This is a genomic window from Vibrio sp. T3Y01 (genome assembly GCF_013114525.1).
GTDB lineage: Bacteria > Pseudomonadota > Gammaproteobacteria > Enterobacterales > Vibrionaceae > Vibrio > Vibrio chagasii_B.
The window spans coordinates 277369-297782 of sequence record NZ_VTXJ01000004.1; the positions used below are offsets into that span (position 1 = coordinate 277369).

A 20414-nucleotide genomic window follows, 5' to 3' on the forward strand; every position below is an offset into this window, starting at 1 on the left:
TCAAATTTATTGATTCATATTTTGAATGTTTTGTTGGTGTTGTTATAAATGTTATTAATTTCATATCCTTGCTTTTTATATTCTCTTGATTTATAAAATAGGCATTCATCGATAACTTCATGATTATATTAGTTTTTACTAACCTTTAAATAACATGGAGAAAGGCGATGACTAAGAACCAAACACGCAATAGGTTAGCGAATTTATTGAGGCTGCGTAGAGCATACAAGGCATCTGACTTTCTAGTGAGTTCTGATGAACTTCGAGTGAAGAAGGATGTTTACAGCTTACGTAAAATCAAACAGCTAGAAATCCGACAGCTGGGCATCAAAGAAAACGCAATCAATGTCATTTCATTGGCCTTGATGCTATCTGCAGCAACTTGGGCGTTCGTACCTCAGTTTGGGTTACCTATGCTCGCTCTGACCTTTATTTTGGCTTTTGTTTCGTGGCGAAAATACGAGCTTCGTGCAGAGTTTAAAGGGTCAGACGAAACTGGTGATCACTGGGTATCTGTAGCTCGAGGCTGTACTCGTGAAGAGTTTAAGATCTTAAAGAGTGTCGAAGTGAATTTGCGAGAACAAGTTGTAAGCTAACTGCGACCTCGCAGTTAGCATGGTTCACCCCTAAACAAGGCTCGTCATCATTGGCGAGCTTTTTACTTTTGGAAAGGCAAGACTTATTAAAAACGATATTAAGCAAATGCGAGTAGCCTTGGGTGTCATCTTTCTTGGCTTCAGTCTTTACACTAATGCTGACACTATTGAGTTCCCTGCTTGTGTTGAAGGTGAAGTGTTGAACACCGAGGTTCACCTTTACATTGACGAGTCTATGTTGTTGGAATACTCGAAGGCGTTTATCGCTAGTAAAGTCGCCACATGGGAAAGTTACTCCAACCTAGTTTTGAAAAACTCATGTATTCCTATGAGGAGAAAGGTAACCCAAATTACTTATACATCTGCTATCGATAGCCTTTGGTTTCAAAATGTGAGTGCGGCAGAGAGGCTACTCAAATTATCGATGGAAGATCCAATTGAAGAAATCACAGAGGACGGTCGTCCAGTTTTTACAGGTGTTGTGTTTTCAAATTATCATTCTGCTTTCGAGTCTCGATATTGTGGTGTCGCATCTAAGGTCTCTCGTTTTTTCTCTTTGGCTATAAATTGCGCGGATTCGACAATGGAACATGAAATTGGTCATATGAGCGGCGCCAACCATGACTATAAAACGGTGCTAAAAGATTACGCGACTATCGAACATTTTATCGCTGACAGGTACCCCAAAGCGCCCGCACATTCATTCGGTGCTACATGTGCAGAGAGAGGCACTGTGATGTCTTATGAGCGTGATATTATTCCTGCCTACTCTAGTCCTGAAATTAGAGTTAACGGACAGCAATGTGGAGATAACGCGCATCACAATAATGCGAGAGTGCTTAGAGAGTTCGCAAATACTCATTTAAAGCTAATAGACTCCAACAAAAATTAGTCGAGCTAATACCGAGAATCGTTAAACAGTACGATGGCGTTTGAAAACAGGACAAGGAAAGCGAATGGACATAACGATAAGACCAGCAATGCCTAGCGAATTAGCTGCCATTTATGCTTTGGTTATCTCAAACGATGAGTGGACTAAGTTTAATGGCCCTTATTTTTCGTATTCTCATCCTTCATTAGAAAGCTTTGAAGCGCATTCGTTTAAACGGCTGCTCGAGGGCGATGACCTACAGCTAGTGGTTGTCGACGGTGTACCTGTTGGAACCGTGAGTTGCTACTGGGAATGCGAAGAGACACGTTGGCTCGAAGCTGGCGTGGTCATTTATAACTCTGATTATTGGGGGAAGGGGATCGCAGCATTAGCACTTCCGCTCTGGATTACTTACCTCTTCGAAAACAAACAGATTGAGCGTGTGGGGCTAACTACTTGGTCAGGTAACCCGCGCATGATGTCTCTCGCTTTGAAGCTAGGTTTCCAGCAAGAGGCGAGGCTGAGAAAGGTGCGATATTACCAAGGCGAGTATTATGACTCGTTGAAATATGGAGTGCTCCGTAGCGAGTGGCTGGAGAGAGGATAACGACAAATATCTGTTTTTTGTTTGATGATTCCTTATCGATTCAGTGGTAACACCCTGATCTAAAAAGTGAGAGTGAGCGTACTTCTACTCAAATTTTAAAGGATGAGTAGACAATGAAATTATCTAAAGAGAGTGAATCAAGAATTATTGAAATGGCGTGGGAAGACCGAACGCCATTTGAGGCAATAGAACACCAATTTGGTTTAAATGAATCACAGGTGATTCGTTTTATGCGTAGCCATATGAAGCCAGGTAGCTTCAAGTTGTGGCGTGCTCGCGTCGCAGGTCGTGCGACAAAACATGTAAAACTTCGTAGCTCTGAAGTGTCGAGAGGTTATTGTCCAACACAATATAAGCGGCAGTAGGTTTTCTACCAACCATTTACCTCTTTCTATCAGTGGCTATCGATCTAAATAGGGAGATTGAGATTGAATAGTTTGATTGGATTAGCGATAGGCTTTTTGTTTGTGATGCCTATCGCCACCTTAGTGCATGAATTGGGTCATGCAATCCCTCAGCTTATTGCGGGTCACAAAGTCGAGGTGGCCCTCGGGAATAGCGAAAAGGCCAAGGTTGTTCAAATTGGCAATCTCACACTGTCAATTTCAAGCTTTTCAATGAATGTTGGCTTTGCCTCAATAACTAAACAGGGCAGTAAATCCTTACAAGCATGGTCTCTAGTTATGGGGCCGCTTACCTCATTACTCCTGTGTCTATCGTTGTATTTTATTAATAGCAATCAACTCCCTTACATCGCTTCTTACGTCATTAATTTTGGTGTCTATTTTTCATTGGCTCAGTTTGTGATGACAGCATTGCCTATCTATTACCCTAGTTCGTTTGGTGCCTATGAAGGGATGCCTAGTGATGGTAGGCAACTACTGGAACTTTATGGCTTAGCAAAGTGTCGAGAGTAGTGGTCGTTAATAGATTGGTTGAATCTTATGGCTTGGCATTTTTTAGTTCTAAATGTGGACTCTAATTCTGAGTTAAAAGACACTCATCACACCACGTTCGAGCGCACTAATTTTGTGAATCAAGCGACGTAAAACCGTTAGTGCGTGCGATATCATTACTTAAGCTTGAGTGAATTGAGTAGAGGAAAATGGAATATTTATTGGTTCTTCTTCACGTTGCGCTGATTTGGATGCTGGCGGTCGCAACGCCCGGCGCGAATGTGCTGTGGACGATTAACACAGCGCTGCACTACAACCGCAAGCTAGCAAAATATTCTGCTTTTGGTGTCAGTACATCCATATTGCTATGGTCACTGTTTGGATGCACTGGCTTGGTTATTTTGTTCTCCCATTTCCCGGCACTGTTTAGCGTTATGAAGATCGTTGGTGGCAGTTATTTGTTGTACTTGGGTATGCGCCAGATCCTTTCAACACGAAAAGCCAAACAGCTAGATGAAGGTTTGAATACTAGCGAAGCGATGCTGCCTTCAAGTAGAAAAGTCTTTATGTCGGCGTTCATCACGAGCATCTTAAACCCTAAAACGGGGTTCTTTGTCGTGAGTTTGTTTAGTGTCTCTATGCCTGAAAATATTACCATCCCGATGGTCATCGCCATTATGCTGACTATGTCTGGTATTACCTTATGCTGGCATATGTTTCTGGCGACAGCGTTTTCACATCGAGCAGCGAAAAGTGTTTATGCACGTATCTCAAGTGTCATGGATTATGTAACTGGCGGCTTGTTTACGCTGTTTGGTATTAAAGTCATGGCGTCTTAATGTGTGTTATCTGCTCATATCAATACTGTATCAAAGTGTTTTTCATAGGTCTTAGAGTTCATGATTGAATGTAAGAAGTTTATTTTTGATGTCGATGCAACATTGGTTGATACCCAAGTGGTTATCGACAATATTTGGAAAAAATGGTGCAAGACTGTTGGTGTTCGTTTTGAAACCATGAGTGAGTATATCCATGGGCGAAAAATCGAAGAGACACTGAGCTGTATTGGCATGGAATTCTCCAATGTCACTGAGGTCAATAAAGTTAAAGCTATTGCGACCCAAGAGATGAAGCGCGCCAAGGCTATACCAAATTCTCATGATTTTTTATCAAAATTAGGTCCGGATTGCTGGTCAATCGCAACGAGTGGGCCAAGAGCCGTCGCAACAACAAGCTTAGAAGCTTCCGGTTTTACGTTACCAAAGGTCATGATTTGTGCTGAAGATGTGGTACGAGGTAAGCCAGCACCGGAGCCTTTCCTCAAAGCAGCAGAAGCTTTAGGCGCAAAAACCGAAGATTGTGTTGCAGTTGAAGATTCACCATCTGGCGTACTATCTGCTAAGAAGGCAGGATGTTTCACTATCGCTCTATTAACCAGCCATACCAGAGAAGAATTGAACCAAGCGGATTTGATCGTAAATGGGTTTGATGAACTCATACTTACTCGCAGTCAAATTGGAACCTATCAGATTCATCTTGCTAATTAGAAAGATCCTTTAATTTTATCGTAAGAGGAATAGACAACAATGAAACTAGTATCGCCCTCCAAAGAATTTGAGTTCGCTTTTAAGGTGTATTACCAAGACTTCTTGGAGCACGACATCGATAACTCTGATTATTACAAAGGCGGTGTTCTTGATTTTTCTCGTTATATTGAATGCTTAAATGATGAGGCTAGAGGCGTTAACTTACCCGATGGTTATGTGCCATGTAATCATTATTGGTTGGTAAATGATGAAGGAGAGATACTCGGCGCCATTCGTGTTCGTCATCGCATCGATAATGAGTTTCTGTCACTTGAAGCGGGGCACATTGGCTACGATATTGCTCCCTCAAAGAGAGGTTCTGGTTACGGCAAGGCAATACTCAAATTCGCTATTCCAAAAGCGAGCTCTCTGGGTATTAAACAAGCTTTGATTACCGCAGACGAAGACAATATAGCTTCACGAAAAGTCATTGAGGCAAATGGCGGTAAGTTTGAAAAAATAGTTTTTGGTAAAGTCTTTCCTGGCCCAGTAGCTCGTTATTGGCTTGACTGTCAGTAACGCCATACAGTTTAGGCGACAGATAAAAAGAAATTTTGATGTTCAAACTAGAAACTGACCGATTAGTTCTTCGAGATATGACGCTTGAAGATCAAAGCGCGTTTGTGGCCATGTCACAGGACGCCAAATATCAGCGTTTCTATGATGAAACTGATTGTGAGCCTAGTAAGTACCATCAACTCACCCAATTGTTTGTTGAACAGGCTGAGGAAGAACCTCGTCAGTCCTATCAATTAGCTGTGGAAAGTAAAGAGTCAGGGAAGTTTATCGGAACCGTGTGTTTACGCCTTGAAGATAACCAGCAAGCTTCAATGGGCTGCGCTTTTGCGAGAGCAATTCAGGGGAAAGGGCTACCCGTAGAAGCGGCCAAAGCTCTGGCTGGTTTTGGGTTTTCAGAGTTAGGTGTTCATCGAATTTATGCAGAAACCATTGGTGAGAATCTAGCGGCGATAAGATTGTGTAAGTCACTCGGGATGAGACAAGAAGCTTGCTTTAAAGAGCACCGATTCTTCAAAAATAAGTGGTGGGATACCGTTGTATTGGCGATTCTTAGTACTGAATGGGAATGATGTGGTCACCCGCAGAAGTGCGCTATGCTAATGCTAGGCGTTTACCTTCTGGAGAGTTAGACAGCACGCTGGTTTTCGCCAAAACGTGCTTGTCTTAATTTCTAGGATGGCTGAATCTTGATGCTTGGCATTCTCTAAGTTTATTTGTGTGTACCAACACGTTGAGTATTAAACTAGAGCTTAGCTGTCTGGTTCGTCATCCACGGTGACATCGCCATTCATCGAGTTGTAGTAAATAGATATCCCCGGTACGACTCGATAATGATAACGGCATTGGTCGGTGTGGATGTACTCAGCGATATAGTCAGTATTAGTCGGTGAGTTGAAACTAGAAACGCTCGGTGGATCAATCAGGAGAGCTCCCCATACCGAAATACAGTCTTCCGGATTATCCAACCTTGGAAAATCTTCTGCGTAAGGCCATTGCTGTACTGGGTATCCCCATTCATTGAAGTCAAGCTGGCCAGTGGCAGAGTCATCATAGATAGGGATGTTCGTAGATGGACCGCCACCGTTTAAGGTCAAATTTTTTGAGTAGGCAAGATCGACACCTGCTTTGAAAGCAGCGCCAGTACCTTTCACGGCTGCAATATGCGAATCTGTACTCACATTCAGGAATCTGGGCGCTGCCGTAATGGCGATTATTCCAAGAATCACAATAACGACAACAAGCTCAATAATTGTAAAACCGTTCTTTTTCATTATGCACCTCTTTTGAAGGCGGCAAGTATGCACCATAAGTGACTATTGCCAAAGGAAATTTCTATATTGCAGAGGTGATTTTATTAACCAATAATGAATGTTGTGATTTACATGGCTTTATTTTATAAAACTCAATCTAGAAGTATCTTAAGAGCCGGATATCTCACTTCAATATTGAATTTAGATAGACAAGGAGTTTGTTTTAGTGAGTATGGTCGAAACGGTAAAGCAGCATCTTTCAGAAGTGGGTTATCCGAAAGTGGATATCAAAACAGCTCAGGTTCGTTCCATTTCTGCTCAGATTTTTAAGACTCTTGAAGACAAAGATATTTCTAGTGTGTTGTCTCTGTGTACTCAATTATTGGAGCAAAGAGACTGGGCGCTAGGAGTTATCGCGTACGATTGGGCTTTTAGAGTAAGAAAACAATATTCAAGAGACACGTTTCCTGTTTTTGATCGTTGGTTAAAAGAGTTCGTCACAGACTGGAACGATTGTGACGACTTTTGTACCCATGCTTTTGGGGAGTTACTGTCTCAATACAATGACTTGTTCGATCTCACAACCAAATGGGTCGAGCATTCGAATTTCGCTGTACGCAGGGCCGCTGCGGTCGTCTTAATTTATCCTATCAATAAGAATCGTTACGCTGCGTTGGATCCGTTTCGCGTGGCGGATCTATTGCTCGAAGATAAGCATGACTTAGTACAGAAAGGCTATGGTTGGATGCTTAAAGTACTCAGTCAAAAAGAGCCTCAACAGGTTATTGGTTATCTGAATGCCAAACATGCCTCAATACCAAGAGTGGCTTTTCGTTACGCGATTGAAAAATTGGACAATGACATTAAGCGAGAGTTGATGTCGCTTTGATTAGCGTTGTTTGCAGCCAAATTATAAGTACAGCCCCTAACGTAGACCGCATTTAGCTATGTAGACATTTGTGTAGCAATTTTTGTTTTTTGGAGAAGTTTGAAATGAGTGTCACTATCAGTTTGGCCCAAATTCCTGTCGTCAGAGGCAACTGGAGAGAAAACCTTAAGCAACATCTAAAAATGATAGAGCAATCGTCAAAGTACAATGCGGATGTGGTTGTTTTCCCCGAGCTATCACTAACCGGCTATGAGCTTGATTTAGCGGAAGAACTTGCATTGTCTCTTGAGGCATCAAACTTTGAAGAACTCTCCCGAGCTTCGGTTCAAAGTGAGATGATTATTGTGGCTGGTTGTCCCCTGCGAGTTCCAGGCTTATCCCATCCCACCATAGGCGCCGTTATTTGTTTTCCCGACGGCAGAGTCGAGTTCTACTCTAAACAGCACCTGCATGATGGAGAGGGCAACTACTGCTCCGCTGGCGATGTTGATTATACATTTGATGTGAATGGGCATAAAATCGCGCTAGCAATATGTGCTGACTTCATAGAGGCGGATCACTCCCAACGAGCCAAACATCTAGGCGCTGATATCTATTTAGCGAGCGCTTTAATCTCTGAGAATGGCTTTGATCCGGATTCTAAAATCTTATCTGGAATTGCGTCGGAACACGGTATACCAGTATTACTGAGCAACCATATCTCTGTGACGGGAGGTTGGGAAACGTGTGGCAAGAGCTCGGTTTGGAGTTCGCAAGGAGAGCTCGTGATCAGTGCAAACTCAAAAGAGAATGGTATTGTTCTATGTACTATCTCGGGCTGTGAAACAGATCCTAATATAGCTGGAAAGTGGCATGCTGAATCAAACTAGAGGTCTCGACAAAGACGGGTTCATCGAAAACCTATACTCTCCTAAGAATATCGCTCCCGAATTCCAAGAGGTTGTGACTGCTGTTATTGATTCGTTGTTAAGTGACCTGCCGAATCAAATTGATGGTATCTACCTATATGGAAGTGTTCCGAGAGGCACGGCGGTTGTTGGTCGCTCGGATTTGGATGTTTCTATCGTACTCAATACACCTATTGGCAAAAAAGAGAAGCGAGTATTTCAACGCCTTTCTGACTGTATTCCCAAAGCATATCCCCAAGTAAGTAAGCTTGATATTGACCCTGGCTTTCTTTCGGAAGTGCTGCAACCACAAGAAAAATTCCATTGGCAGTTTTGGCTCAAGCACTGTTGCTGTTGTATTTGGGGTAATGATTTATCTATTGATTTTCAACGTTACAAACCTAGTCGTGAAATAGCCCTAGCGCTTAATGGTGACTTGTCTACTTTTCTGGATCAAATGAGTCCAGCCTTTAAAACAATGACCGATGCGGATGTCGCTAAGCTGATTGGCAAAAAGTTAGTGCGGGCGGCGTACTACTTTGTCGCTGAGAAAGACGGCAGTTGGTACACCAACCTGATCCAGTGTACTGCTGTAGCCAAGCGTTATTATCCAGACCAAAGTGGCGATATTGAATTAGCACATCAATACGCTCTCGGGCAATTAACCTCTAAAGTTGAAGCCTTGGAGTTGTATGAAAGACTAAGCAAGAACTTGTCGTGAGCGTTAGTGAGCCTGAAAATCGGTGGGGTAAATTATCGACATATGCATACCGCTTCGCATTTGTTTTATAAATCATAGCTAGTTGAATGTATTAAAAGCTGATGTGTTGTAGGGTCTGTGCTTTATTGCCAATAGAGACCAAGGAACAAAAATGTATGCCAATAAGTATTCTAATTTCTGGAGACGCTTCTTTGCTATCTGGATAGATTCAATCGTATTTTTACCTTTGGAGTGGATAGACAACTACGTACTTTCTGGCGTGATCAGCTCGGGTGGTGTTTTTGCTTGGGGAGTGGTGAATTCACTAATTGGTGTCACTTACTACGTTGGCATGCATGCTAAATTTGGGCAAACAATCGGTAAGATGGTTACTCGAGTGAAAGTAGTGGATGTATCTGAAAGTCGAAACTTAACCCTCAAACAGTCTTGTATGAGAGATATTGTCCCAATCATGCTTATCCCCTTTAGTCTCTATGCTTACGCGCAACTGTCTTTCTACGGCCAGACTTGGGAAAGTTTAGAGCAAGGACGAGCCTTTATTTTTGTTGGGTACGCAATGATCGGTTGGGTTCTTTTAGAGTTCATCTCCATGCTATTTAATCATAAACGCAGAGCGATTCATGATTTCATTGCAGGTTCTGTTGTCGTAAAGAAAGTCTAATTATCTAAACTTCGGCCTAAGGAAAAATCGATGGATGTCCATGAGTGTGTCTCTTTTATCTTGATCAATGAATCACATGTATTGTTAGAAAAGCGCAGCGATTCTAAGGACACTGATCCCGGCTTAATAACAATACCTGGTGGTCATATAGAGCAGGGTGAAAATCAAATTCAAGCATTGTTTCGAGAGCTTAACGAAGAGCTAAACGTTACTCCAACTGAATACACATTCTTATGCTCGCTCTATCACCCAACAAAAGAGTTACAGCTGATCCATTATTTTGTGGTAACCCAGTGGGAAGGTGAAATCACAGCACAAGAAGCAGACAGCATCGCGTGGTACCCACTGAATTCGGCGCCTGTAGGTATCAGTGCTGATGGTGTTGCTTTGAAAGAAGTCGGGCGAGTGGGGATGGTTCTCTAAAACAGTGGTGATAAGAGGCTGTATGACGTTTTTAAGAGCTCAAAAACGGTGAAACCCCGATGTTGGTAGTAGTCTTAGCTGTATGGTATTGATTTATATGCATTTCATGCATTTAGAGCTGGTGGTTAAGCTCTAATTGGCCTAAAAAACGGTTAAAAAGGCCAATGAAATAGTCAAATAAAATCAATAGATTAGCAACTTGGTACTACTGTATTAGTCCACCCTAAAGTGGGCTTGAAATCGATTCGTTGAATCATTTTATGCTTCGGGAATTCTTTTTGTTAATTGCTGCGCAAATAGAATGTCACTGAAAAAATCGTGCATAGTTTTTCTACCAGTAGATGAAAAATCTTAATTTTCATGTAGTGAGAAAGGTAAGGAGAACGACATGGCGACGCGTAAAATCAAACCTAGACAATTTATTGATGAGTTTTACCCTGATTCAGGGATATGCAATACCACCATCATAAACTGGATTAAACATGGCAAGCTCGAGGGCACTAGAACGCCAACGGGCCGATATTTAGTCTGTGTTGACGACGAGATAGGGAACCCTGCAGACAGGGTGAGTGAACTTCTAAGATTCTTGGAGTCATAAATGGTTGGTAGAGCTAGAAGCAAAGAAACGGCTCATTACCCTCCATTCTTGGTGAAAATGAGCCATAGGGGGCAATCTCGATTTCGGTTTACGACCGTAGATGGTGTGAAGAAGCTATTTCCTATCGGGACTGTAGAGCAAGAAGCGATACAAGCCGCGCATGTTTACAACTTGCAATATCGTCCTGAGCTAGGAAGCGCGTTTTCCCTTTCTGAGATGACCCCATTTCGCAAAGCTGTCTCTAAAGGCCGTAAGGACAAATTTAATCGGCCTTTAAAAGAGTGGCTTCCATTAGTGTTGTCTCGTGTGAAGAAAGAAGAACGGCTTTCCAAAGACGTTTATCGAAATTTAGAAAGGGACTGTTACCGCCTTGATGAGTTCATGGGGCGGTTGCCAACCAAATCGATCAAGTTACAGCACATCAATGAGTTCCTTTCTAAATACTATTCCGAGTTAAGTAATCGTCAGCTCAACAATAAGATCAGTAACCTTAAAAAGGTATTTTCCTACCTTGCTGATGAGAGCGCTATTGAGAGTAATTTTGTACTCAATAAAAAACAGCGTCGATTGACCAGAGAAGATTACACAAAAGCCCGCCACGACCTAGATATCGAAAACTACCAAAAGATCTACGATGCAGCGCCACTGTTTCTGAAGGTAGCAATGAGCCTAACTCTTGAGACAACTCATGCTGTGAGGGAGATCTATAGGCTTCGTTATCGTATATACAAACCACGTGAAGGTGTGTGTGGGATTCTTTGGAACCCTGACAAAGAGGTGGAGTATGTGGATGGGCATGCTGTGTATGGAATGCTATATGTTCACCGAGAGAAGGTGAAAAAGTCCGATGCTTCCACTGTCGCTATTCCCGTTACTCAGACGATCAAAGACATTGTCGACCTTTCTAAAACATCGAGATTGATTTGTCCTTATATCGTTCACCGTAAACCTAAACAGCAGCAACGTGGCATTTCAAAAGAGACCGATCATCTTTATCAAGTACATCACCACAATATAAGTAAAGAGTTCAGTAAGGTTCGAGACTCTTTAGGGCTTTATAGCCACCTAAAGAAATCATTAAGGCCGACCTATCATGAAATTAGAGGGCTGGCAGCTCGAATGATTGAACAGCAAGGGCAGAGTGCTACCGAGCGAATGGCACACGCGAACGCTAAAACAACAAAAATCTATACAGGCACAAGTGACATTATTTGGCACCAAGTACCCCCTGTTGAGGTTATGCCGAAAAGTGGCCAGAAGTGATTCGTGTTAGTTGTTTAGTTTTGGGGGAATTCGGAATCCGAATTTGAATCCGCATCGCTTTAAATTGCGTTGTAATTCGGATTCCGAATTATTAGATTAAGGAAATACGACTTGAGTTCCTTCACCACAAGAGCATGCTATTGAGTACGTGTTCTTTTTCTTACTGACTTTGGCTGAATTAGATTGGCAAGAATGGCAACTAATACGCATTGCAGTATTCACCTTACATTGTGGGCAGTAGACGTAATACCCATACTTTCCATACCTCGGCTCGGTCTGAGGGCTTTGACACTTCTTACAATTAAAACCATGCCTTATTTGTGGAACTTTGGCCTCTTCAATTGTTTCTTGAGCTGGAAGCAAGTCTACCTTTTCAGTTTCGCTCAATTCTGCGATATGTACTTTGGGAGCCGGAGAAGACGTAGGCACATGTTGTTCGTTTAGAAAGTGAACTAGGCGGTACAGTTCATCACGATTAAACGTAGGATTCGGATTTAGTATTGAACCTACGCGGTGCTTTTTGATGAGACTCTTAACGCTGCTACCAATAGATTCGGCTTTAATGAGCTTCTTCGATATATCTTTAGGGATAGAAGTTCGATCGATTAGAGCGTCATTGGACGCGGCACAGAGTTGATCCCAACAGCGACCACCAAAGTACCCTTGTAAAAATGCAATTCGGTCTAATAACGACTTAGCGTTGTCATTTAAAAGTGCTTTCAATAGTTTGGTTTGCAACTTAGCTTGCTCGATAGGTGAGGGCATTCCTGTCCATTTCCCTCTTACGGTTCGGCTCCATTCGAGTTGATTGTTGACCTTAACCTCACCGCGAATCGATTTCGACTCAATAATGATAAATCCTTTGTTATAAAGGACTAAGTGATCGATCTGAGCTGTTTCATTTTTAAACTGTATGCGTAGGTCATTGATAATGAAGATGTCATTTGCATCTCCAAACTCTCTGCGTAAGTAAAACGCGACATCCTGCTCTACTTTTGCGCCAGCTTTCTGTTGAAGACTGTTGTCGATTTTTGAATCTCTATCCTTAGTAATCATTCTTTATTCCTGCTTTTTTATAAAAGCAGTTTACCATGCAGTCTTATTCATATTGATGGTGTGTATGTTTTTGAGACCTATGTTCTTTTTCGAACACTGTTATTGATGAAAATTGTGAAATATCTCTTTTCGAAAGCTCGAAGTAGAGAGTGGGAACCCTGCAACTCGCTGTTTAATAATGTGTTTGTTAGGCATCCCGTTATTGTGCGTGTTAGGGCGTTGTGAGCGCCATGAAAGTTGTAAATAGGTAATGGTGGCGCAACAATAAGAGGTGATACGTAGCCATTGCTGCAGAGAAAAACACACACATAAATTGTTATTGAGCTTTTGGAGTGACTAGAGGCCTCAGCCTTAAGAGCAGGTGATAGTGCCCTGTTTCGTGATTATGAAGTCATTTCAGAATTCGGAATCCGAATTTCATTTATCGTTATTTTACGAATATTCTTGATAATGGGCTAACAACGCCATTGGCGCCTCTATCAATGATGTGAGTATAGATTTGCGTTGTCTTCAAATCGGTGTGACCAAGTTGTTCTTGAACGGTTCTGATATCCGCTCCGCTTTGAAGAAGGTGCGTAGCGAATGAGTGCCTTAAAGTATGACACGAGATGTTTTTGTCAATGTTGGCTTTTTGGCCTGCTACCTTAATGTGTTTTTGAAGCGCTGTTGGGTGAATATGGTGTCTACGTAGCTCGCCTGTTTGTAAATCTGGCGACAAACGACTAGAGGGAAAGAGGAATTGCCAATTTAGGCTCCTTTCTGCGCTCGGGTATTTTCTAGCGAGTGCTTCAGGTATGTATACACCAGAGAAAACTGTGTCATTCATGTCTTGATGATAGTAACTCGCGGATCTCTGTTGCTGTTGTTTGATAGCGGGGAAAAGCTCTGGTGCTATTGTCACTATACGGTTTTTACCTCCTTTCCCTTGCCATACACGTACAGATTTATATGCATAATCGATATCTTGTATACGTAGGCGTAGACACTCCATCAAACGCAACCCTGACCCATACATTAATTGATAAGGTAATTTGTAGTTAGGTGAACAGTGATTGAATAGCCTTCCAATCTCTTCTGGAGTCATGACTGTTGGCAATTTTCTTGATTTATCTGAGCGCCGAAACTGCATATCAAGCTCTATGGGTTCTTGAATAATTTCTTTGTATAAAAAGACTAATGCATTGAGAGCTAGACTTTGCGTTTTCCTCGCTGACTTTTTGTTAACAACCAGGTGCGTTAGGAAATCTTCTACATGTCTGGAAGTTAAGCTCTTTGGGTGCTTTTTATCATGATAAAGAATGTATTAGTGAATCCAATAAATGTACGCCTCCGTTGTACGAAGGGCATAGTGCCGTCCAAGCATATATTCTTGTATATACGATAGAAATGGTGATTTTTTCATTAAACTTTAACTGGTTATGCATACATAGGTTTCAGTTTGGCACATCAATTCATGCTATATAGAAAAATTCTGTATTTTGGGATGTAGGAAGGGAGCTGTAGTGCTTAAGTTACTGTTAGTTTTCATAAAAACGGGGTATCGTTTACGTCATTGAGATACTAGACAGAATAATTCTGTATTTAGGTGCAGAATTTTTCTGTCTAATATAGCTGTTAGCAGTCAAAGGTAACGGTAATAGTAAAGATGAAAATCATAAGTGATAACCAACTAATTATCGAATTTCATCGTCCAGAGTTTAACCTTGACGGATGGATGGAGCATTACACACTATCACTCAGTGGTAGAGGCATGACGTCATCAGTACGTGTTGTGAATCAGCCTTATGGTGATGGCCCATCAGACTTTTTCAAACAGCTAGCAGAAGAATGGCAAGGTTGGGACGGTGAAAAGGTGTGGTCCTCGTTGGAAGGTGAATATTCCATGTCTGCAAAGAGTGACCTGACTGGGCATGTTTATCTTAACTTTCAAATTTATTCGAATTTGACTGAACCTTATTGGAGTGTACAAGTAGTTATTATTCTTGAAACTGGTCAGTTAGATTCCATAGCGACTAGATTAAGTGAATATCTGTGGCAAAACTGCTAACAAAGCGTTTAAGACGGACTCTCAACGCTTGGCATTTTTAGTTCAAATGGGTTGGGGTGTTTAGGGTGTAATTATTAGGTTAGGTGGTAGCGTTGTTCGCCACTTAACGCGGCGTTATGTGCCTCATTACAGATCGCAATATAGTAATAAATAGGGAAGTAAATATACAGTGAAGATAAATTCAGAGGGCATCTTGATTGATGAGTATAGCGCCAACTTAGAGCGTGTTTGTAAAGAACCTGAATGTAAAAAGGTTTATCGAATCGTAGAGTATTACGAATCGAATAACTCCTATTTTTATCGACCTTATAACTATGTAAAAGGGTGCTCAGATTTCTGTTTAGAGTGTTGGTTAGATGTATCAGAGTTTGTCGAGAAGTCTCCTACTGCTGAGCCGAGCTACCAACTCGATCTTGAGCTTCCGCAAGACCACTCTCACTGGTATGACGAAAATCATCTTCAAAGAATTGATATGGGCGATTTAGAGTTGGCTTATCAGGAATACGTAAGTGATGGCTGCCATGTTGTTTTGATGCCTTTATCTAGGTTTGTTACTGATAAGTCTTTATTTCTCCCAAATGGTGTGATGATTTTTCCAGAAGGGCGAGTGGATTTGTCGAAAGTAGTAAATTCAAAGCTAGGAAACAAGCTTGCAATAATTCAAACAACTGCGTCAGGAGTATCATTAGATGAATATGAAACCCAACCATTAATCGCCCTACCGATAAAAATTAACTGGGAGGGTCTGATAAATGCTACCCATTCACAGCATATGGAGTTGATTAGGGCCATTTCCGAAACCATTGATGCTCTCTGTATGAATTTTATTTGTTATAAAAATTGTGAGCTAACTTATCTTCCAGATGAAGGCTTGCCAAACTCAGCTGGGCAACTATCTTCGAATTCAATGATGTCCTCTGCACTATTTTTGAGAGCTGGGGGTAATGAAGCAAAATTGATTGCTGGGGCGGCTTTTAGTCATACAATTACTAGAGGAGTTGGACTGGTTGCTAGGCAACCTGAGTGGATTGAATTCCCTGTAGGCGGGGAAGTAGGCAATATAGTACAGAGAGGCATGTCATTATATTCGCAGCTTATCAAGCTAGAGTCGGCGACTTCTCGCTTTGTTCATGCTCTTAGCCTACTAGAGTTCTTAGCCTTTCCATATGAATTTGAACAGTATAAAAAAGTTAAAAAAATTGTGTCTAGGTACGTATCATCTGACTCTATGGAGAGGGCAAGGATTCATGAACGGTTTGAGTTTCTTACGGGTAAGAAAGATTCACTAACAAAAGAAGAAATTGGGCTCAGAACTAGAATTGTTCACATTGGAGCTCGATTTGAAGACTTGGTGCCTTCCAACGTTGAACGTAATGAGATATTCCAAGAGTTGGATTTCTATATAAGAAACATGATGGACCACATGATTGAGCACTCTCACCTGTCATTTGAAGATTACAAAGTAATCAGAGACAAGGATGTATAGAGGCACATAACAAACTGTTCAAGAGGGATTCGCAACGCGTGGCATTTTTATTATGCGTTGGTTTAAGTGTTTAAGGTGGTATGCGGCGGCATCGGTATTGCGTTGCTCACCCCTTAACAGGGCGTTAGTTTCATCGGAGTAGTACGAAACAATGGTAAAAGAAACAATTAACTCCTTGAAAGGAGTTTTATATGAACGTATTAGCAGCCCTTTATGGGGGACGTACTTTATCTCTTTTGTTGTATACAATTGGAGCGCAATCCTAATTTTAGCCAGTGATCCGAAACCAATGGCTGAAAAGGTCGAGTTAATTAAAACGACTTATGTGTACACTGATGGCAATTTCAATATGGGTGTTGTTTTGTACCCCTTAATGATGTCGGTATTATTACTGCTAGCCATTCCTTTCTTGCAAACTCTGCATTATATTTACTCTGAATATATGAAGACTCAGGGTAAAGTCAGACGAGACAAATTTGAAGAAAAAACGCGACTGACAGTTGAACAAAGCAATGAGTTAAGGCAGCGCATTTTTAACATTCAAACTTCTAGCCGAGAGATGACATCGTTTCAAGATCAGGAAATCAACTCACTTAAAGAAACTATTTCGTCATTAAAATCGCAGTTAGAATCTAGTGAGCAGGACGAAGAGATGGGGTTGTTGGTTGAACAACTTCAGAAAGTTCAGTCAGAGAAAGCTGAACTATCGGCGAAAGTGGCAAAAGTAGAATTAGAGTTGGCTAATAGTCGGGCATATATCAAGACTGATGCAGTTGATATTGAATATGCCTTTGCTCGAATCATTGGTAATGAAACTGGTGCTAGAGGTACAGAACATGATGCTGATATCTTTAGAGGTGGTGACATAAGCCATATTTCTGATGCACTGGATAGTGCTATAGCTAGCATTGAATTGCGCTTAAATAGCATCCATTTTTTGCCAAGTGACAATGAAAGTGGTGGAATTGCTGCTCAACTAGGAGTGGCAATTATGCAATTGAAGCGCACAAGTAAGTCGATGAAAGAACTCACGGTGTACGAGCCGAATGATTATCATTGGGGAATAGTTGCCAACCTAATGACTGTTATCAATACACTTCTGGAGTTAGCTGAAAGAAATGAAACTAACAAGAAATTTAAGAGTGATTCACAACGCTTGGCGCCCTCGTTTTAAGTGAGTTTAGTGTTTATGGCACAATACTTTAGGTAAGGCGGTGGCGTTGTTCACACCTTAATTTGGCGTTATGTGATAAGGAGGTCACATTGAGTATTGAATACAAGGTTAATCAGCAGATCTCGGCTGACGAGTTTATTGGCTTGCTTAGGCGCTCAACATTAGGAGAGCGTAGACCGATAGAAAATATCGAATGTATCAATGGTATGTTGAACAATAGCAACCTCATAATCACTGCTTGGGATGGTTCTAAACTAGTTGGCATTGCTCGCTCTATTACGGATTTCCATTATTGCTGTTATCTGTCCGACCTAGCAGTTGATGAATCGTATCAAAGGTCGGGAATAGGCAAGCAGTTACAAGTTCAAACTCAAGCTCAAATTGAGCCTACATGTAAACTGTTTTTAATCGCCGCACCGGCAGCCAATGACTATTATGGACAAATTGGCTACACCAAAAACGAGCGTTGTTGGGTGCTGGAGCGTGGTAGTGCAATTATCACATAACAAACTGTTTAAGAGTGATTCGCAACGCGTGGCATTTTTACTATGCGTTGATTTTAGTGGTTAAGGTGGCGTGCGGAGGCTTTTGTATTGCGTTGCTCACACCTTAACAGGGCGTTAGGAGTTATGAAGCTGGTGTATGTCTGATCATATGATAGAATAACTTAAATTTTCCCTAATGATTGTTTTATAAAGAATTTCAGATGTATCGATTTATAAACTGGTTTACTAGTAGTGTGGCACTCCCACTAATCCCTATGGCTGGTGTATGGCTAATTAAGGGGGTAGAGTCCGGAACGTTTTCTGTTTCGAATGTTAATGGTACAGACCTATTGTTTGCTTCTGCGATGGTTTGTGTTATCTCATTGATTAAGCTGAAAAACGTCTCTAACAAAGAGCTACTTGAAGGGTTAACAAATATTTTTTCTTTTGGTTTAGTGGTTTCAATGGTGCTCTTTGCTTGGTCTCTAGTCTACCAGGTTCAAGCTGACTTAACGTTGCAGAGCTTTTTTGATCTTGTGTCGAAAGCCCTGAACGATGGAGCTGATGTTAAGGCGATAGCGAATGCAATAGACCCACTGAGCTACAATAATAAAATAGAAGCTTTTAGGTTGATCGGTTTTATTGTAATTGCCGTGGTTGTTCCTACTTCAATCGTATTCACCTTTACATATGACTTGGATAAATAAAGCATGAACCGAAGAATTCTAGAATTAGCTCTAATGATGGTTGCAGTAATAACTGCTATATTCACCTTAACATCTTCGATAGAACTTAGTGCTTTTGATTACAAATATACATCTATCATTATATCGATAGTGTCGGTAATTATGGGTGTTTATGCTTCATTTATTTTTAAGTTCTTGAATAGAAACCCAACTCCATTTCGTGCTTTTATCATTGGTCAACCTAAAACAGGTAAGACAGTATACTTATCAGTTTTGTTTGATGAATTGCAGAGCTATTTTTCAAACAAAGTTGACTTTCAACCGTCGGGTAGTGAAACCGTTGAAAAAGTAAATAATAACTTAAATTTTCTCCGTAAAGGTGCGTGGCTACCTAGCACTGAGGTAAATACTGCATTTTATTTTCGAGCTAGAGCCAGTATTGGAACTAGCTTTTTAAAGCAACACTATACTGTCGAAGTCGGCGATTATGCGGGAGAGCATATAGATGAGTTCGATTCTTCTTCGGACATGTGGCTTCATAAAACAGATTATTTCAAGTATGCACTATCGAGTGATGCTTTGATGTTTTGTGTTGATGGTGATGTGCTACGTTCAGGCGATATCGAGAAAATAGAAGATTCCCAATCAATGCTTATTGGTGCTTACCAAATGCTATTAACTGAAACACAAAGTAAAGCTGGTGAAGGTTTTAGAACGCCTGTAGCACTATTATTGTTAAAAAGTGATCTGTTCGATTCAGATCTAGAGGGTTTGGAACTACTTCGAGATAAGTACAATCGCCTCATTACGCTTATGGAGCGTAAGTCTAAGAGTTTCCGAATATTTTCAGTTTCTTCTGTGGGTGAAACCGTGGAAGGGATGCCACCAGAGCAAATGAAACCACATAATGTATGTGACCCTATGTTGTGGCTCTTAGCGAAAAATAAATCATAACCCTAACAAAGCGTTTAAGACAGATTCCCAACGCATGGCATTTTTCATTCCATCGTTGGGTTTTGTGTTTACGGTGGTATGGTTAAGTTTCGTGGTGGCGTTGCTCACTACTTAACGCGGCGTTATGTGTCAGAGAGAGATTATGAGATTTTTGCAATTATTTATCTTGATCTTAGTAGTAGGGTGTTCAAGTTCTGTAGAAAACACTTACTCATCGGAATATTTAGATCTAGAGCCAATAGAGTTTGTATCGCCGAGATACCCTAAAGTTGCAGTAGAGAATAACCTGTCAGGGTATGTGGTCATGACGTTTAACATTACTAAAAATGGAGATGTGGCTGATATTGTTGTAATCGATTCCACCCCAAAGGGGATCTTTGAAAAGGTAGCTGTACAAGCGTTGTCCAAATGGAAATATGAGCCACTTGAAGATGTTGAGCTTATTGCTCAAAAACAAAAATTAGTCTTTAAAATCTAACACATAACAAATTGTTTAAGAGTGATTCGGCACGCGTGGCATTTTTACCATGCGTTAGGTTTAGGGGTTAAGGTGGTATGCGGAGGCTACGGTATTGCGTGCCTCACACCTTAACAAGGCGTTAGGTTTCTCCGCGGGAAACATCGAATTTGAGGATTTTGGGTCATGGATTATGAGACGAAGCTACAACTTGCACACAAAGAATTAAGTGACAAAGGTGTTTGGAAGTCGAACTACAATCCTCCACTTGTAAAGTTGTTACGTAAATTCGGACTGTGTTT

Annotated in this window: 26 protein-coding genes and 2 pseudogenes; 25 read left to right on the forward strand and 3 right to left on the reverse strand. The window is 41.2% G+C overall.

The annotated features are described in order from the left end of the window. Positions 1 to 167: 167 nt before the first annotated feature. The 9 genes from F0232_RS06765 (at position 168) to F0232_RS06805 (ending at position 5644) form a co-directional block, all read left to right on the forward strand. On the forward strand, positions 168 to 596 hold the full coding sequence (locus F0232_RS06765) for a hypothetical protein (protein WP_105059302.1): 429 nt from the start codon (positions 168 to 170) through the stop codon (positions 594 to 596). 106 nt (positions 597 to 702) lie between these two features. Beyond that, the gene (locus tag F0232_RS06770) at positions 703 to 1488 is read left to right on the forward strand and encodes a hypothetical protein (RefSeq protein WP_105059303.1); all 786 of its coding nucleotides are present in this window, start codon (positions 703 to 705) and stop codon (positions 1486 to 1488) included. A gap of 64 nt (positions 1489 to 1552) precedes the next feature. Continuing rightward, positions 1553 to 2074: a GNAT family N-acetyltransferase gene (locus F0232_RS06775; protein ID WP_061031706.1), complete on the forward strand. Its 522-nt coding sequence runs from the start codon at positions 1553 to 1555 to the stop codon at positions 2072 to 2074. Positions 2075 to 2187: 113 nt separating this feature from the next. Further along, positions 2188 to 2439: a TIGR03643 family protein gene (locus F0232_RS06780; RefSeq protein WP_008222468.1), complete on the forward strand. Its 252-nt coding sequence runs from the start codon at positions 2188 to 2190 to the stop codon at positions 2437 to 2439. Between the two features lie 63 nt (positions 2440 to 2502). Beyond that, a complete protein-coding gene (locus tag F0232_RS06785; RefSeq protein WP_105059304.1) occupies positions 2503 to 2991 on the forward strand; it encodes a hypothetical protein in 489 nt (162 codons plus the stop codon). 188 nt (positions 2992 to 3179) lie between these two features. Continuing rightward, the gene (locus F0232_RS06790; RefSeq protein WP_105059305.1) at positions 3180 to 3809 is read left to right on the forward strand and encodes a LysE family transporter; all 630 of its coding nucleotides are present in this window, start codon (positions 3180 to 3182) and stop codon (positions 3807 to 3809) included. A gap of 60 nt (positions 3810 to 3869) precedes the next feature. Further along, a complete protein-coding gene (locus tag F0232_RS06795; protein ID WP_105059306.1) occupies positions 3870 to 4517 on the forward strand; it encodes an HAD-IA family hydrolase in 648 nt (215 codons plus the stop codon). A gap of 39 nt (positions 4518 to 4556) precedes the next feature. After that, positions 4557 to 5075: a GNAT family N-acetyltransferase gene (locus F0232_RS06800; RefSeq protein WP_105059307.1), complete on the forward strand. Its 519-nt coding sequence runs from the start codon at positions 4557 to 4559 to the stop codon at positions 5073 to 5075. Between the two features lie 38 nt (positions 5076 to 5113). After that, the gene (locus tag F0232_RS06805) at positions 5114 to 5644 is read left to right on the forward strand and encodes a GNAT family N-acetyltransferase (RefSeq protein ID WP_061031701.1); all 531 of its coding nucleotides are present in this window, start codon (positions 5114 to 5116) and stop codon (positions 5642 to 5644) included. A 180-nt stretch (positions 5645 to 5824) separates the two neighbouring features. Here the strand turns inward: F0232_RS06805 and F0232_RS06810 are convergent, their stop codons facing one another. Continuing rightward, positions 5825 to 6346, reverse strand: coding sequence for a prepilin-type N-terminal cleavage/methylation domain-containing protein (locus F0232_RS06810; RefSeq protein WP_105059308.1), 522 nt, complete (start codon positions 6344 to 6346; stop codon positions 5825 to 5827). Positions 6347 to 6551: 205 nt separating this feature from the next. Here F0232_RS06810 and F0232_RS06815 point away from each other — a divergent pair, with 205 nt between their 5' ends. From F0232_RS06815 to F0232_RS06845, 7 genes are all read left to right on the forward strand, one after another. Beyond that, positions 6552 to 7214, forward strand: a complete 663-nt coding sequence (locus F0232_RS06815; protein WP_105059309.1) for a DNA alkylation repair protein — start codon at positions 6552 to 6554, stop codon at positions 7212 to 7214. A 104-nt stretch (positions 7215 to 7318) separates the two neighbouring features. After that, complete coding sequence (locus F0232_RS06820) at positions 7319 to 8083, forward strand: carbon-nitrogen hydrolase family protein (protein WP_105059310.1); 765 nt, start codon at positions 7319 to 7321, stop codon at positions 8081 to 8083. Then, positions 8067 to 8822, forward strand: coding sequence for a nucleotidyltransferase domain-containing protein (locus F0232_RS06825; protein WP_105059311.1), 756 nt, complete (start codon positions 8067 to 8069; stop codon positions 8820 to 8822). Before F0232_RS06820 ends, F0232_RS06825 begins: the two co-directional genes overlap by 17 nt. Positions 8823 to 8973: 151 nt before the next feature. Continuing rightward, complete coding sequence (locus F0232_RS06830) at positions 8974 to 9483, forward strand: RDD family protein (protein ID WP_061031696.1); 510 nt, start codon at positions 8974 to 8976, stop codon at positions 9481 to 9483. A 30-nt stretch (positions 9484 to 9513) separates the two neighbouring features. Next, complete coding sequence (locus F0232_RS06835; protein WP_061031695.1) at positions 9514 to 9906, forward strand: NUDIX hydrolase; 393 nt, start codon at positions 9514 to 9516, stop codon at positions 9904 to 9906. Between the two features lie 388 nt (positions 9907 to 10294). Then, a complete protein-coding gene (locus F0232_RS06840; RefSeq protein ID WP_102305368.1) occupies positions 10295 to 10504 on the forward strand; it encodes a hypothetical protein in 210 nt (69 codons plus the stop codon). Continuing rightward, on the forward strand, positions 10505 to 11767 hold the full coding sequence (locus F0232_RS06845; protein WP_150878411.1) for an integrase: 1263 nt from the start codon (positions 10505 to 10507) through the stop codon (positions 11765 to 11767). Positions 11768 to 11863: 96 nt separating this feature from the next. On the opposite strand, the gene F0232_RS06850 is transcribed toward F0232_RS06845, so the two are convergent. Continuing rightward, positions 11864 to 12823 (reverse strand): nuclease-related domain-containing protein, encoded by a 960-nt coding sequence (locus tag F0232_RS06850; RefSeq protein ID WP_102426359.1) that lies wholly within the window; start codon positions 12821 to 12823, stop codon positions 11864 to 11866. Positions 12824 to 13250: 427 nt separating this feature from the next. Then, a pseudogene (locus F0232_RS06855) lies at positions 13251 to 14225 on the reverse strand (integron integrase). 243 nt (positions 14226 to 14468) lie between these two features. On the opposite strand from F0232_RS06855, the gene F0232_RS06860 reads away from it, so the two are divergent. From F0232_RS06860 to F0232_RS25030, 9 genes and pseudogenes are all read left to right on the forward strand, one after another. Next, positions 14469 to 14870 carry a DUF6228 family protein gene (locus tag F0232_RS06860; RefSeq protein WP_010646264.1) on the forward strand — a complete coding sequence of 134 codons (402 nt, stop codon included), beginning with the start codon at positions 14469 to 14471 and terminating at the stop codon, positions 14868 to 14870. A gap of 169 nt (positions 14871 to 15039) precedes the next feature. Next, positions 15040 to 16356, forward strand: coding sequence for a hypothetical protein (locus tag F0232_RS06865; protein WP_171750728.1), 1317 nt, complete (start codon positions 15040 to 15042; stop codon positions 16354 to 16356). Further along, a pseudogene (locus F0232_RS25025) lies at positions 16353 to 16473 on the forward strand (DUF3265 domain-containing protein). Before F0232_RS06865 ends, F0232_RS25025 begins: the two are co-directional and overlap by 4 nt. A gap of 34 nt (positions 16474 to 16507) precedes the next feature. Then, entirely contained in the window at positions 16508 to 17530 is a 1023-nt protein-coding gene (locus F0232_RS06870) for a hypothetical protein (RefSeq protein WP_171750729.1), read from the forward strand. 89 nt (positions 17531 to 17619) lie between these two features. Beyond that, positions 17620 to 18036: a GNAT family N-acetyltransferase gene (locus tag F0232_RS06875; RefSeq protein ID WP_171750730.1), complete on the forward strand. Its 417-nt coding sequence runs from the start codon at positions 17620 to 17622 to the stop codon at positions 18034 to 18036. Positions 18037 to 18236: 200 nt separating this feature from the next. Continuing rightward, positions 18237 to 18722 carry a hypothetical protein gene (locus F0232_RS06885; RefSeq protein WP_171750731.1) on the forward strand — a complete coding sequence of 162 codons (486 nt, stop codon included), beginning with the start codon at positions 18237 to 18239 and terminating at the stop codon, positions 18720 to 18722. 3 nt (positions 18723 to 18725) lie between these two features. Then, on the forward strand, positions 18726 to 19655 hold the full coding sequence (locus tag F0232_RS06890) for a hypothetical protein (RefSeq protein WP_171750732.1): 930 nt from the start codon (positions 18726 to 18728) through the stop codon (positions 19653 to 19655). Between the two features lie 142 nt (positions 19656 to 19797). Beyond that, entirely contained in the window at positions 19798 to 20133 is a 336-nt protein-coding gene (locus tag F0232_RS06895) for an energy transducer TonB (protein ID WP_010648852.1), read from the forward strand. Between the two features lie 165 nt (positions 20134 to 20298). Further along, the coding region (locus tag F0232_RS25030) for a DUF6404 family protein (protein WP_253821941.1) at positions 20299 to 20414 on the forward strand (116 nt) is incomplete at its 3' end.